Annotated in this window: 11 protein-coding genes; 6 read left to right on the top strand and 5 right to left on the bottom strand. The window is 73.0% G+C overall.

Annotated features, from left to right (window positions below; all coding sequences use genetic code 11):
* On the bottom strand, positions 1–961 hold a 961-nt coding region (locus BZL64_RS00380), incomplete at its 3' end, for a 3-hydroxyacyl-CoA dehydrogenase family protein (RefSeq protein ID WP_244205116.1).
* A gap of 400 nt (positions 962–1,361) precedes the next feature.
* On the opposite strand from BZL64_RS00380, the gene BZL64_RS00385 reads away from it, so the two are divergent.
* Positions 1,362–1,937 carry an adenylosuccinate lyase gene (locus tag BZL64_RS00385; RefSeq protein WP_086764579.1) on the top strand — a complete coding sequence of 192 codons (576 nt, stop codon included), beginning with the start codon at positions 1,362–1,364 and terminating at the stop codon, positions 1,935–1,937.
* Positions 1,938–1,972: 35 nt separating this feature from the next.
* On the opposite strand, the gene BZL64_RS00390 is transcribed toward BZL64_RS00385, so the two are convergent.
* The 4 genes from BZL64_RS00390 to BZL64_RS00405 form a co-directional block, all read right to left on the bottom strand.
* Positions 1,973–2,497, bottom strand: coding sequence for a GNAT family N-acetyltransferase (locus tag BZL64_RS00390; protein ID WP_086764583.1), 525 nt, complete (start codon positions 2,495–2,497; stop codon positions 1,973–1,975).
* On the bottom strand, positions 2,494–2,892 hold the full coding sequence (locus BZL64_RS00395) for a RidA family protein (RefSeq protein WP_086764587.1): 399 nt from the start codon (positions 2,890–2,892) through the stop codon (positions 2,494–2,496). Before BZL64_RS00395 ends, BZL64_RS00390 begins: the two co-directional genes overlap by 4 nt.
* A gap of 72 nt (positions 2,893–2,964) precedes the next feature.
* Positions 2,965–4,542 (bottom strand): alpha/beta hydrolase, encoded by a 1,578-nt coding sequence (locus BZL64_RS00400; protein ID WP_086764591.1) that lies wholly within the window; start codon positions 4,540–4,542, stop codon positions 2,965–2,967.
* 135 nt (positions 4,543–4,677) lie between these two features.
* Positions 4,678–5,721 carry an Rv2578c family radical SAM protein gene (locus BZL64_RS00405; RefSeq protein ID WP_086764594.1) on the bottom strand — a complete coding sequence of 348 codons (1,044 nt, stop codon included), beginning with the start codon at positions 5,719–5,721 and terminating at the stop codon, positions 4,678–4,680.
* Between the two features lie 179 nt (positions 5,722–5,900).
* Between BZL64_RS00405 and BZL64_RS00410 the strand changes: the two genes are divergently transcribed.
* The 5 genes from BZL64_RS00410 to BZL64_RS00430 all read left to right on the top strand — a co-directional run bounded on the left by BZL64_RS00410 (position 5,901) and on the right by BZL64_RS00430 (position 13,299).
* Positions 5,901–6,344, top strand: a complete 444-nt coding sequence (locus BZL64_RS00410; protein ID WP_086764598.1) for an SRPBCC family protein — start codon at positions 5,901–5,903, stop codon at positions 6,342–6,344.
* A 229-nt stretch (positions 6,345–6,573) separates the two neighbouring features.
* Positions 6,574–8,979 (top strand): MFS transporter, encoded by a 2,406-nt coding sequence (locus BZL64_RS00415; RefSeq protein WP_244205117.1) that lies wholly within the window; start codon positions 6,574–6,576, stop codon positions 8,977–8,979.
* A gap of 142 nt (positions 8,980–9,121) precedes the next feature.
* Positions 9,122–11,623 (top strand): SpoIIE family protein phosphatase, encoded by a 2,502-nt coding sequence (locus BZL64_RS00420; RefSeq protein ID WP_086764607.1) that lies wholly within the window; start codon positions 9,122–9,124, stop codon positions 11,621–11,623.
* Between the two features lie 158 nt (positions 11,624–11,781).
* Positions 11,782–12,507, top strand: a complete 726-nt coding sequence (locus BZL64_RS00425) for a class I SAM-dependent methyltransferase (protein ID WP_086764611.1) — start codon at positions 11,782–11,784, stop codon at positions 12,505–12,507.
* Between the two features lie 105 nt (positions 12,508–12,612).
* Complete coding sequence (locus BZL64_RS00430; protein WP_086764614.1) at positions 12,613–13,299, top strand: hypothetical protein; 687 nt, start codon at positions 12,613–12,615, stop codon at positions 13,297–13,299.
* Positions 13,300–13,431 lie beyond the last annotated feature (132 nt).

Raw genomic sequence — 13,431 nt, forward strand, 5'->3', positions numbered from 1 at the left:
TGTGCACCGGACGGCCGGCGGTGCCGGAGCCGCCGGCCGCGGGCGTCAGCCCGTCCGGCACGACCGTCGCGCCGCCGGGGGTGTCGTAGGTGTAGAAGCCGCGGCCCGACTTGCGGCCGGTCAGGCCCGCCTCGCCGAGCTGCTTGAGGATCGGCGCCGGGGCGTGCAACCGGTCGTGGGACTCGGCGTACATGGCCTCCAGGACCGTGCGGGCGGTGTCGACGCCGATCAGGTCGAGCAGCGCGAGCGGGCCCATCGGCAGGCCGCAGCCCAGCCGCATCGCGGCGTCGATGTCCTCGCGGGAGGCGTACTTCGCCTCGTACATCGCGGCGGCCTGGTTGAGGTAGCCGAACAGCAGCCCGTCCGCGACGAAACCGGGGCGGTCGCCCACCGCGACCGGCTCCTTGCCCAGTTCGAGGGCAAGGTCGGTGACCGCCGCGACGGCGGCCGGGGCGGTCAGCACCGAGGAGACGACCTCGACCAGCTTCATCGCCGGCGCCGGGTTGAAGAAGTGCAGGCCCAGCACGCGCTCGGGGCGCGCCGAGTCGGCGGCGAGCCGGGTCACGGACAGGGCGTTGGTGCCGGTCGCCAGGATCGCCTCGGGCCGCACGATCCCGTCCAGCTCCCGGAAGATCTGCTGCTTGATCTCGTACGACTCCGGCGCCACCTCGATGACCAGGTCGGCGTCGGCCGCCGCCGCGAGGCCGGTGGAGGTGCGGACCCGGGCGAGGGCGGCGGCGCGCTCCTGCTCGGTGAGCCGGCCGCGCTCCACGGCGCGGGCGGTGGAGGCCTCCAGGGCGGCGAGCGAGCGCGCGGCCTGGGCCTCGCTGATGTCGATGCCGATCACCTCGTGGCCGGCCGTGGCCAGGACCTCGGTGATGCCGGTGCCCATGGTGCCGAGACCGACCACGGCGATCGTCCGCAGGGCTGAGGAAGGGGCGGGGGACAGGGGAGCGGCCATCGCGGGACTCCAGGAATGAGGGTGACGACTGGAAGCGGCCCCGGGTGCGCCCGGCGGCCCCGAAGGGCGGCCGGACACACCGGGGGTGCGTGAAGAGGAGTGCTCGGTGCGGGTGTTGCCGGGCTGCGAGCGCACACGCCCAGGGCCGTCGCAGCGGACGTGCACACGTCCGGGGAACGGTGGAGAACCGACCGGCCCTGTCCCGTGGCCGGGTCGTACAAGCGGTACCTGAGGTACCGAACCGACTCCGTCGCGGCGGCTGCGTCACCAGGCCGTCACGAACGGGGGTGCGAGTGGGTAACCCGCTCGTATGAGCTTAACCGGTGGGTAACGAGCGCGCCAGCCCCCGCGTTTGTGATGTAGCTCCCGACGCCGTCCCCACCCCTCTAGGCTCCCCTTCATGGACGACGAGTTGCGAACGCTCACGGAGCGCTTACGGCAGGAGTCGGGAGGAATCGCCGTCTTCGAGGAACTGGCGGCCACCGGGGACCGGGACGCGCTCGCCGAGGTGCTCACCGCCGCCGGGCAGCCCCTGTGGGCCAGGGAACTGGCCGCGTTCCGCCTCGGTCTTGCGGGGGACCGGCGCGCCTTCGAGGCGCTCGTCCTGTTCCTCAACCACCGCGACCCGGCCCGCTGCGCCGGTGCCGCCCACGCCCTGGCCCGCCTCGGCGACCCGCGGACCGCGCGGGCGGCGGCCACCCTGGCCACCAACGAACTGCGCGTCGCCTACGCCCTGCACCCCGTGCGCCTCCTGGTGGAAATGCGCGCGCCCGAGGCCGTACCCGCGCTGATCACGACCCTGCGGCGGCGGCTGCGCCCGCACGACCCCTACCGGCGGGTCGCCCTCGCCTGCGTGGACGGCCTCGGCAGCCTCGGCGACGGCCGTGCCCGGCCCGTGCTGACCGACGCCCTCGCCCACCCGGTCCTCGCGGAGGCGGCGGTGCGGGCACTGGCGCGCATTCCCCGTCAGCGGTGAGCCGCCGGGCCGGCCGCGGTGGGGTCGTGGTGGGGTCAGGGGGTGAGACGGCGGGTGTAGCGCACCTCGGGCACCTTCACCCCGTCCACCTCGAAGGGCTCCTGCGCGCCGTCCGCGTGGAAGCCCGCGCGCTCGTAGAAACGACGGGCCGCCGTGTTGCCCTCGACCACCCACAGGTGCATGCGAGGGCGGCCGGCGGCCGTGCTCTGCCGGACCGACTCGGCGAGAAGGGCCTGGCCGATGCCGGCGCCGAGACGGGCCGGGTCGACGTAGATGGCGTACAACTCGGCGTCGGCGGTGCGCACTTCGCCGTCGCGGTAGGCGCCGTGGGCGGCCCAGCCCACCACTTCGCCACCGCTGTCCGCGACCAGGTTCACCACGCTGCCGTCGCCGCGCGCGAACCATGCGCGGCGCCGCCCGGCGTCCTCGGACACGCTGAGCGCGTCGAGGTACGACTGCGGCATCAGACCCCGGTAGGCGCTCTGCCAGCCCCGGATGCGGATCTCCGACACCCGGTCGCAGTCGGCGAGGGTCATCTCGCGGATGCCGGGCGCCGTCATGCGCCGATCACCGCGAACGCCTCGATCTCCATCAGGAACTCCGGCCGGACCAGCGCGGCGACCTGCACGGCCGAGGCGGCCGGCAGCCGGTCGTCGGGTATGTGCGCGGCGCGGGCCACGCGGATCGCCGGCATGTGCGCCATGTCCGTGACGAAATAGGTGAGTTTGACGACGTCGTCGAAGGTCGCCCCGGCGGCGGCCAGGCAGCGCCGCAGATTCTCGAAGACCTGACGGGCCTGGGCCCCCGGATCGCCCTCGCCGACCGGAGCGCCGTCCTCGTCCAGGGGGAGCTGACCGGATACGGCCACGAAACGGCCCGTGCCCAGCACGACATGCGTGTACTGAGCGGCGGCGGCGACGCCGTCGGGGGCGGAAATCCTGGTCAGTTCGCTCATGGGTCCATGGTGGACCATGGGTCTGACAGCGCCCCCGACGGGTCGCGGCGGTGCTCAGCGGGCCCTGGTGCGTCAGCCGCGGAAGCCGAGCAGCCCGTGCAGCGTCGAACCGTGCGCCGTGCCCGTGCCGACCTTCGCGCTCAGCGGCTTCGGGTCGGGCAGCGCCTCGCACACCGCGTCGACCGCACCGGTCCCGCGCGGCACCGTCCCGTCGGCCAGGTAGGCCGCCAGATGCCTGTCCAGGCAGGCGTTTCCGCTCAGCGTGATGCCGTGGTTGCCGCCGCCCTCCTCTACGACGAGACGGGACCCGCCGAGCAGGGCGTGCATCATCGCGCCGCCCTGGTACGGGGTGGCCGCGTCGTCCGTCGCCTGGAACAGCAGGACCGGCGGCAACTGCCCGTTGGCGACGTTGACCGGACCACGCGAGCGGGTCGGCCAGAACGCGCACGGCGCGTTGTACCAGGCGTTGTTCCAGGTCATGAACGGCGCCTTCCGGTACGCCGACCAGTTGTCGGAGCGCCACTCGTGCCAGTCGCGCGGCCAGTACGCGTCACGGCACTGCACCGCCGTGTAGACGCTGTAGCCGTTGCCCCCGGCGGCGTCGACCGCGCCGAAGTTCTCGTACGTCTCGACCAGGGGCTCGGCGTCGTGGTCCTTGACGTACGCGGCGAACGCCTTCGCCAGATACGGCCAGTAACCGTTGTAGTAACCGCCCGGCATGAAGGTGTCCTCCAACTCGGAGGGGCCCACCTTGCCGCCCGCCGGCTTCTTCGCCAGCGCGGCCCGCATCGCGTACCAGCGCGCCTCGACACGGGCGGGGTCAGTGCCCAGCCGGTAGGTGGCGTCATGCTTGGCGATCCAGGCCATCAGGGCGCGGTGGCGGTCGTTGAAGGCCTGGTCCTGCGTGAGGTTGTTGTCGTACCAGACGCCGGTGGGGTCGACGACCGAGTCGAGGACCAGGCGCCGCACCCGCTCCGGGTACAGCTTGGCGTAGACCGCGCCGAGATAGGTGCCGTAGGAGTAGCCGAAGTAGTTCAGTTTCGGCGCGCCGACGGCCCGGCGGATCAGGTCCAGGTCCCGGACGGCGCTGAGGGTGTCGATGTACGGCAGCACGCTCGCGTACTTCTTGCCGCAGTTCTCGGCGAAGGATCTGACCCGGTCGAGGTTGGCGCGCTCGGTCTCGCCGGTGGAGGGGACGGAGTCCGGGCGCACCGCGGCGAAGTGGTCCGGCCGGCAGTTCAGGGCCGGCGTGCTGCGGCCCACCCCGCGCGGGTCGAAGCCGATGACGTCGTACTGCGCGGCGACCTTCTTCGGCAGCGACGACGCGACGAAGGGGGCCAGGGTCAGTCCGCTGCCGCCGGGGCCGCCCGGGTTGACGAGCAGCGGCCCCTGGTAGGCCTTCGCGGTGTGCGGGACGCGGGACAGCGCGAGCGTGATCTGCCTCCCGCCCGGGTTCGCATGGTCGAGCGGCACCTTCAGGGACGCGCACTGCAGGGTCGGGTGGTCGGTGGTGGCGCACTTCTTCCAGGCGGGCTTCGCGGCCGGTACGGCCTCGGAGGCGGGCGACGGGCTCGCGCCGGCGGGCACGGCGGTCAGCGCCCCGGCCACGACGACGGCGGCACCGCACAGCACGGCTGCGCGTTTCCTCATGGGGTCCTCCCAGGACGGAGGTCGACGGACCGCGTCGATCACGGTCCTCGGCGCATCGTCCCGGAATCGGGGCCCGGAAGAACCTGTTCTGGTGATACTTGACCCGATTGGGCCGCCGGTTGCCCTCGGACGCGCTCAGAGCAGCGTGAGTTGGGTCGGTCCGGCCTCGGCGGGCTCCGTCGTCGTCTCGGGCCGCCGGATCCGGCGGGGCATCTCCGCGCGCGTGGGGCCGATGCCGTACTCCTCGGCGAGGTCGTGGACCTGACGGGTGATCCGGCGCTGGTACCACTTGGGCGCGTAGGCGCCGTCCGCGTACAGCCGCTCGTAGCGGCGCACCAGATGCGGGTGGTGCGCTCCCAGCCAGGCCATGAACCACTCGCGGGCGCCCGGCCGCAGATGCAGCACCAGCGGGGTGACGGAGGTGGCGCCGGACGCGGCGATCGCCCGCACGGTGGCCCGCAGTTGGGCCGGCTGGTCACCGAGGAAGGGGATCACCGGCGCCATCAGCACACCGCAGCCGATGCCGTGCTCGGTGAGGGTCCGTACGACGTCCAGGCGCCGCTGCGGGGCCGGGGTGCCCGGCTCGACGGTGCGCCACAGCTCGGTGTCGGTGAAGCCGACCGACACCGAGACGCCGACGTCGGTCACCTCGGCGGACTGCTTCAGCAGGTCGAGGTCGCGCAGGATCAGGGTGCCCTTGGTCAGGATCGAGAAGGGGTTCGCCCGGTCGCGCAGGGCGGTCAGGATGCCCGGCATCAGCCGGTAGCGGCCCTCCGCGCGCTGGTAGCAGTCGACATTGGTGCCCATCGCGACGTGCTCGCCCTGCCAGCGGGGCGAGGCGAGCTGGCGGCGCAGCAGCTCGGGGGCGTTCACCTTCACGACGATCTGGGTGTCGAAGCCGATGCCGGTGTCGAGGTCGAGATAGCCGTGCGTCTTGCGGGCGAAGCAGTACACGCACGCGTGCGTGCAGCCCCGGTAGGGGTTCACCGTCCACTCGAACGGCATCCGGGAGGCGCCCGGCACCCGGTTGAGGATCGTGCGGGCGCGGATCTCGTGGAAGGTGATGCCGGCGAATTCAGGGGTGTCGACGGTTCGGATCGTGACCGCGTCCGCGCCGAACAGCGCGGGGTCGGCCGGCCGGTCGTGACGGGGTTCCGCGGTGAGGTTCTCCCAGCGCATGGCGTCTCCTCGGTAGCACTGGACCCACAATAGAACACTTGTTCCCATGATCGTGCGAGGACCCTTTCCGACCGGCCCGCGACCGCTTCGGCAACCCCGATTTGGGCGGCCGGGGACCGGGGTGGTTGGCTTGCCCCGATCCGAGGAACCACCGAGCAACAAGGACCTGGAGGAACCCCATGGCGCAGGTCGAGGCCACCACCGAGCGGGTCGTCGCGGCGGCCCCGGACACGGTGTTCGACGCGATCGCCGACTACAGCGGCACGCGCGCGAAGCTGCTGCCGGAGCAGTTCAGCGAGTACGAGGTGCGCGAGGGCGGCGACGGCGAGGGCACCCTCGTCCACTGGAAGCTCCAGGCCACCAGCAAGCGCGTCCGTGACTGCCTCCTGGAGGTCACCGAGCCCACCGACGGCGAGCTGGTCGAGAAGGACCGCAACTCCTCGATGGTCACCGTCTGGCGGGTCACCCCGGCCGGGGAGGGGAAGTCGCGCGTCGTCGTGACCACGACCTGGACCGGCGCGGGCGGCATCGGCGGATTCTTCGAGAGGACCTTCGCCCCCAAGGGCCTCGGCCGGATCTACGACGCGATCCTCGCCAACCTCGCCACCGAGGTCGAGAAGTAGCCCAGGCCGGCAAGCAGCCCAGGTCGGCCAGTAGCCAAGCCGGGAAACGGACCAGCCGGGAAACGGCTCACGAACGGTCAAGAGCCCGACGGCTCCTGACCGTTGCTCCACCTCACCGGTTCGAGTGGTTCTCCCTTCGGACCGGGTTGGCGCCGTAACTCGTCGCGCTTGCTCGGAGTTGTCGCTTTACGCGGGACTTGTGCGGCAGGTGCGACGAGGGGAGCGGTAGGTGGGCGGCAGCACTCTGGTGCGGGAGGACCTGCACGACGGATCGCGGAGCGCGCCGGCGGCACCTGTAGCGCCTCCCGCCCACAAGGCGGCGCCGAGCGCCGAACTCGGCCCGCGTCAGGTGCAGCTGGTCTTCTTCGGCCTCATGCTCGCGCTGCTCCTCGCGGCGCTGGAGCAGATGATCGTCGCCACCGCGCTGCCGAAGATCGTCGGTGAACTGCACGGCCTGGACAAGATGTCCTGGACGATCACCGCCTACCTCCTCACCGCCACCATCGGCCTGCCCGTCTACGGCAAACTCGGCGACCTCCTCGGCCGCAAGGGCGTCTTCCAGTTCGCGATCGTCGTCTTCATCATCGGCTCCGCGCTCGCCGGACGGGCGCGGACCATGGACCAGCTGATCGCGTTCCGCGCGGTGCAGGGCGTCGGTGCGGGCGGGCTCATGATCGGCGTCCAGGCGATCATCGCGGACATCGTGCCGCCCCGGCAGCGGGCCCGCTTCATGGGCCTCATCGGCGCCGCCTTCGGTCTCGCCTCCGTCGCGGGACCGCTGCTCGGCGGCTACTTCACCGACCACCTGTCCTGGCGCTGGTGCTTCTACATCAACGTCCCCTTCGGCCTGCTCACCCTCGCCGTCGTCGCCGTCGTCCTCGAACTGCCCAAGCCGAGCACCAGGCCCCGCTTCGACGTGCTCGGCACCCTGCTGCTCGCCGCCGCCTCCACCTGCCTGGTCCTGCTGACCAGTTGGGGCGGCACCGAGCACGCCTGGGGCTCGCGCGTCATCCTCACCCTCGCCGCGGGCGCCGCCCTGTCCACGGTCCTCTTCCTGGTCGCCGAGCGCTTCGCCGCCGAACCCCTCATCCCGCTGCGGCTGTTCCGCGACTCGGTCTTCACCCTCACCAGCCTCGTCGGACTGGTGATCGGCGTCGCCCTGTTCGGTGCCGCCAGCTATCTGCCGACGTTCCTGCAGATGGTCGACGGCGCCTCCGCGACCGAGTCCGGGCTGCTCATGCTGCCCATGATGGGCGGCATCGTCGTCACCTCCGTCGTCTCCGGACAGCTCATCACGTACACCGGCCGCTACCGGATCTACCCCGTCCTGGGCGGCGCCCTCGCCGTGCTCGGCATGTGGCTGCTGTCCCGGCTGGAGGCGGACACGCCCCGGCCGCACTACAGCCTCTGGATGGCGGTCCTCGGCGCCGGCATCGGCCTGGTGATGCCCGTCCTCGTCCTCGCCGTGCAGAACTCCGTGCGCCCCGCGGACCTCGGCACCGCCACCAGCGCCCACAACTACTTCCGCCAGATCGGCGGCAGCGTCGGCGCCGCGATCTTCGGCACCCTCTTCGCGAACCGGCTCACCGACTCCCTGCGCGAACGCCTCCCCGAAGACACGGGCGCCGCACTCCCCGACCCCGAGTCGATCACTCCGCAGCTCGTCCACACCCTGCCCCCGGCCCTGCGCGACGCCTACATCGGCGCGTACGCCGACGCCATGCCGAGGATCTTCCTGTACCTGGTACCGGTGCTCGTCCTCGGCCTGGTCCTCGCCTTCTTCCTCAAGGAGAAACCGCTGGTGTCCCACCACGCCACCGAAACGGAGCCCGCGCCCGTGACCACCCCCATCCCGCAGGCCCGTACCGCGTACACCGCCGGCATCCCCGTCTGCGGCACGGTGCGGCACGCCGACGGGAGCGTCGTGCCCCGCGCCGCGCTCACCCTCATCGACGTCGCCGGACAGCAGATCGGGCGCGGCGCCAGCGGCGAGGACGGGCGGTACGCGCTGGCCACGCCCGGCTCCGGCTCGTACGTCCTGATCGCCGCCGCCGGCGGGCACCAGCCGCAGGCCGTCTCCGTGACCGTCGGTGAGCGCCCCGTCGAGCTGGACGTCGTCCTCGGCGGCGCCGGACGCCTCGCCGGGGCCGTCCGCACCGCCGACGGCACACCCGTGCGGGACGCGGCCGTCACCCTCACCAACGTCCACGGCGAGGTCGTCGCCGGCGCCCGCAGCGGACGCGAGGGCGGGTACGTCATCAGCGAGCTGGTGGCCGGCGAGTACACCCTCGCCGCCAGCGCCCCCGCCTTCCGCCCGGCCGCCCTGCCGGTCTCCGTGCAGGCCTCGCGGGAGACCCGGCAGGACGTCGAACTCGCCGGCGGCGCCGTCCTGCGCGGCACGGTCCGGGCCACCGGCGGGAGGCCCGTCGAGGACGCGCGCGTGACGCTCCTGGACGCCGCGGGCAATGTGGTCGACACCCTCACCACGGGCCCGGACGGCACCTTCCGCTTCATCGACCTCGCCTCCGGCGAGTACACCGTCATCGCCGCCGGTTACCCGCCGGTCGCCACCGTGCTGCAGATGGCCGGCGGCGGGCGCACGGAACGCGATCTGCAACTGGGCCACGAGGACTGAGGAAACACCGGGGAGGGGCATTACCCAGCACTTCCCCGGTGAAACCAATTCCAGAATTGCCGCACATCCGAAGCGGCGGGCGCCGTACGGTGGTGGCTGCGGGGCAGATCTTGTGCAGCTCTGGGGAGAGAGGGTCTGGGCCATGGACCGTGGCACCGAGAGGGACACGCCTCCCAGCCGCGGAGCCGGGAGCGGTGCCGCGCCCGAGGCCGCGGACGCCGGACGCATCCCCCTCGCGGTGGTCGTCGTCGACCGGGCCGGCCTCGTCTCCCACTGGAGCAGCGGCGCCCGCCGGCTGTTCGGCGTCGGCAAGGACGAGGCGATCGGCCGACACGCCATCGACCTGCTCCCCGTCTCCGGCGCCCTCCCCGACATCGACGACGGCCCGCCGCACGAGGAGTACGCGCCCTACGACGGCCTCGGCCCCGGACTCGGGACCTCCCTCGACGGCGGCCTGGGCTACCCGTCGGCCGGGCGGGCCCGGCTGACCGTGCCCGAGCCCAGCGGGACCCGGGTCCCCCCGGCCGACGCGTGCGGGAGGAACCGCGTCGACGTGCTGTGGTGGGCGTACCCCCTCGTGGGACCCGGCAGCGAGCAGCTGCTCGTGCTGGCCGCCGACGCGGAGGCCCTGCACCGGCCCGACACCGGGGACGGGACGCTCGTCGAGCGCATCGCTCCCGGCTTCGCCCTGCACACCGACTTCCCCGGCGCCGAGGACCTGGCCCGCCGGCTCCCCGAGATCCTGCCCAGCATGAGCGTCGGCGACAGCGCCCGCATCGTCTCGCAGGTTCTCGAACTCGGCTATCCGGTCCTGGAGTTCAGCCAGAACGACCGGGTGCCCGTCACCCCCGACTGGGGTGTCGCCCGGCGCGTCGAGCGCAGAGTCCGCCGCGAGCGGGCGGCCCGCGCCGCCGCCTCCGGCCGACCCCTGCCCAAGGAGGGCGACGACGAGGGCGAGGACCTCGAGTACGCCGCCGTCCGCGAGCGCCTGGAGTTCCTCAACGAGGTCAGCGGGAAGATCGGCACCTCCCTCGACCTGGCCCGCACCATCGGCGAGGTCAGCAGGGCCGTCGTGCCGCGCTTCACCGACGTCGCCGGCACCTACCTGCGTGAACAGGTCGTCGCCGGCGAGGGGTTCCCCGACGGCGTGCCGGACACCAGGACCATGTGGCACCGGGTCGCCCTGGAGCACACCGACGAACCCGGCCGCTGGGACGACGTGGTGCCCGTCGGCGAGGCCATGCCCTTTCCGGCGCACACCCCCTTCTTCCAGTGCATGACCAGCGGGGAACCCGTCCTCGTGCCGCGCATCAGCGAGCAGTTGGGGCACGCCATCGCCTCACAGTTCGACAAGCGCGACATCCGGCCCCTGATCACCGGCCGTTCGATGCTCGTCGTGCCGTTGAAGGCACGCCATGTCGTCCTCGGCTTCATGATCCTGCTGCGCCACCCCGAGCGCGCCGAGTTCAACGACATGGACCGGGTCACCGGCGCCGAACTCGCCGCCCGCGCGGGCCTGGTCCTCGACAACGCGCGCATGTACACCCACCAGGAGAACGTCGCCGAGACCCTCCAGGACAGCATGCTGCCGCACATACCGCCGCGTATGGCGGGCTGCGACATCGCCACCCGCTATCTGCCCGGCACCCTGCTGGGGCGCGTCGGCGGCGACTGGTTCGACTCCGTGAAACTGCCCGGCGCCCGTACCGCGCTCGTCGTCGGTGACGTCATGGGGCACGGCCTCAACTCGGCTGCCATGATGGGCCAGTTGCGCACCGCCGTGCAGACCATGGCCGCCCTCGACCTGCCGCCCGCGCAACTCCTGCGCAACCTCGACGACCTGGCCCAGCGCCTCGGCGAGACCTACCTAGCCACCTGCCTGTACGCCGTCTACGACCCGATCGCGGGCGAGCTGCACCTAGCCAACGCGGGCCACATCCCGCCCGTGCTGGTGCGCGCCGTCGACGGGCGCAGCGAACTCCTCGACCTGCCCACCGGCGCGCCCATCGGCGTCGGCGGAGTGCCCTTCGAGGCGGTACGCGTGCGCGTGGCGCCCGGCGACCGGCTCGTGATGTGCACCGACGGACTCGTCGAGATGCGCGGTGAGGACATCGGCGTGGGCCTCGCGACGCTGTGCGAGTCGGCCGCCCACCCGGCCGCTTCCATGGACGACGCCTGCGACACCATCATCCGCGCCCTCAACACGCGCGGCGGCCGCAAGGACGACGTGGCCCTGCTGCTGACCCGCCTCAACGGCATCGAACCCGACGACGTCGCCGAGTGGACCTTCCCCCTCGACCCCGCCCAGGTCGGCCGGGCCCGCGCCGTGGTCCGCGAACAGCTCCACGACTGGGGGCTCGCCCTCTTGTCCGGCCCGGCCGAGCTGATGGTCAGCGAGGTGGTCACCAACGCCGTACGGCACTCGCACGGCCGGCCGGTGACGATGCGGCTGGTGCGCGGGGACACGCTGCTGTGCGAGGTGGACGACGACGACCACGGGCTGCCGACCCTGCTGAGCGCCGGACCCGACGACGAGGCCGGGCGCGGACTGCGCGTGGTGAGCACACTGGCGCGGGAGTGGGGCACCAGCCGCACCGCCGCCGGCAAGTCCGTCTGGTTCGAACTGACTCTCCCCAGACGCTGACCGGCGCTTTTCGCGGTCGTAGGGGGCGCACAACGGCGTACGCCCGTCGAACGAGGCGTGAAGGAATGCGTACGGCGCTTGTCCGCGCCACCGGGGAGCGATACACCGTACTGGCCCGTCACTTACGGCGGATCGGCGCCACACCTGGGGAGTTGGGCATGAGCGTGACGAGTCGGTACCGGGCGGCCTGGGAGGGTTTCTGGCGTGAGGCCCCCGGGGAGACGGGGGCGGTGTTCTGGGACGCGGACCCGGCGGTGACCGCCGCCCGCCACCTCGCCTTCTTCGAGCCGCGGCTGCTCGACCCCGGGCTGCCACTGGTGGACCTCGGCTGCGGAAACGGCACGCAGACCCGTTTCCTCGCCGACCGCTTCCCGCACGTCATCGGTGCCGACCTGGCCGTCGCGGCGCTCGACCACGCCCGCCGCGCCGACCCCGCGGGACAGGCGGCGTACCGGCTGCTGGACGCGGCCGAGCGGGATGAGGCGGAGCTGCTGCACGCCGAACTCGGCGACGCCAACGTCTACATGCGGGGCGTCCTGCACAGCTGTGAGCCCGGCGACCGGCAGGCGCTGGCCGACGGGATCGCCGCGCTGCTGGGGGAGCGCGGCCGGGCCTTCCTCGTCGAGCTGTCGGAGGCGGCCCGGCCGGTCCTGGGCGGTCTGGCGCAGGGTCCCGACGGCCCGCCGCCGAAGCTCGCGCCGGTCTTCCGGCACGGCATCGCACCCGGCGAGGTCGCCGACGCGGCGGTGCCGGTGTATCTGGCGGCGGCCGGGCTCAGCGTCCTCGCCTCCGGTGAACTCCCGCTGACCACCACGGAGTTCGCGTCCGACGGCACCCGGATCGAGCTGCCGTCGAAGTGGGTCCTGGCGGGCCGGGAGGTATGACCACACTCATGCGACAGCGGCTCTGTCGGTCGGACCGAGTGCCGGGTGGGCCTGTTTCCGTACCCGGGGGCGCGGCGGAGGCCCCTGATGCGAGGATGAGAGGCCATGACAGCAGGGCGGTGTTCTCGCACGGTACGGGCCGCGGTGTTCGCCGCCGTCTGCGTGCTGCTCGCCGCCCTCGGCCATGTCCTGATGTCCGGCGACCCGGTGCCCTGGTGGGCGCTGGGCGCGGGCGCGGCGGCGACGGGCGCCGCGGGATGGGGTCTGGCCGGCCGTGAGCGCGGGCTGCCGCTGATCGTGACCGTCGTCGTCGCGGCACAGACGGCTCTGCACACGGCGTTCTCCCTCGCCCACCCGGCGGCCGGGGCCGAGGGCACGGCCACCCTGGACGCCCACGCCGGCATGGGCATGAATATGGGCACGGGCATGGGCGGCGCGGCCCACGGGCACGCCCCGCACGCCCCGCATGCCATGGACCTCATGGGCCAGACCGGTGCCGTCGCGGCCGGGGGCGGGCCGTCGTCGTACGGCATGCTCGCCGCGCATCTGCTGGCGGCGCTGCTGTGCGGGCTGTGGCTGGCCCACGGGGAGCGGGCCGCCTTCCGCGTCCTGCGGGCCTTCGCCGGACGGCTGGCGGCCCCGCTGCGGATGCTGTTCGCCGCCGTCCCGGCCGCCCCGGAGCGGCCACGCGTACGGGTGCGGCGCCGCGGCACGGACCGGGCGCCCCGGCTGCTGCTCCTCGTCCACGCGATCACCTCCCGGGGTCCGCCCGCGGGGACCGCTGTCGCCTGACGACAGCCGGTGCCCCGAGGCAGCCCCCGCGCGCGCCTCGGGCCACGGCCGTACGCCGGCGCGGACGTCCCCGGGACGCCCGCCACCGCTGTGCGGCCGTCTCCCCGTTCACCGGGCCGGCCGCGCCCTCGC

Source organism: Streptomyces bobili (assembly GCF_002154575.1).
GTDB classification, from domain to species: domain Bacteria; phylum Actinomycetota; class Actinomycetes; order Streptomycetales; family Streptomycetaceae; genus Streptomyces; species Streptomyces bobili.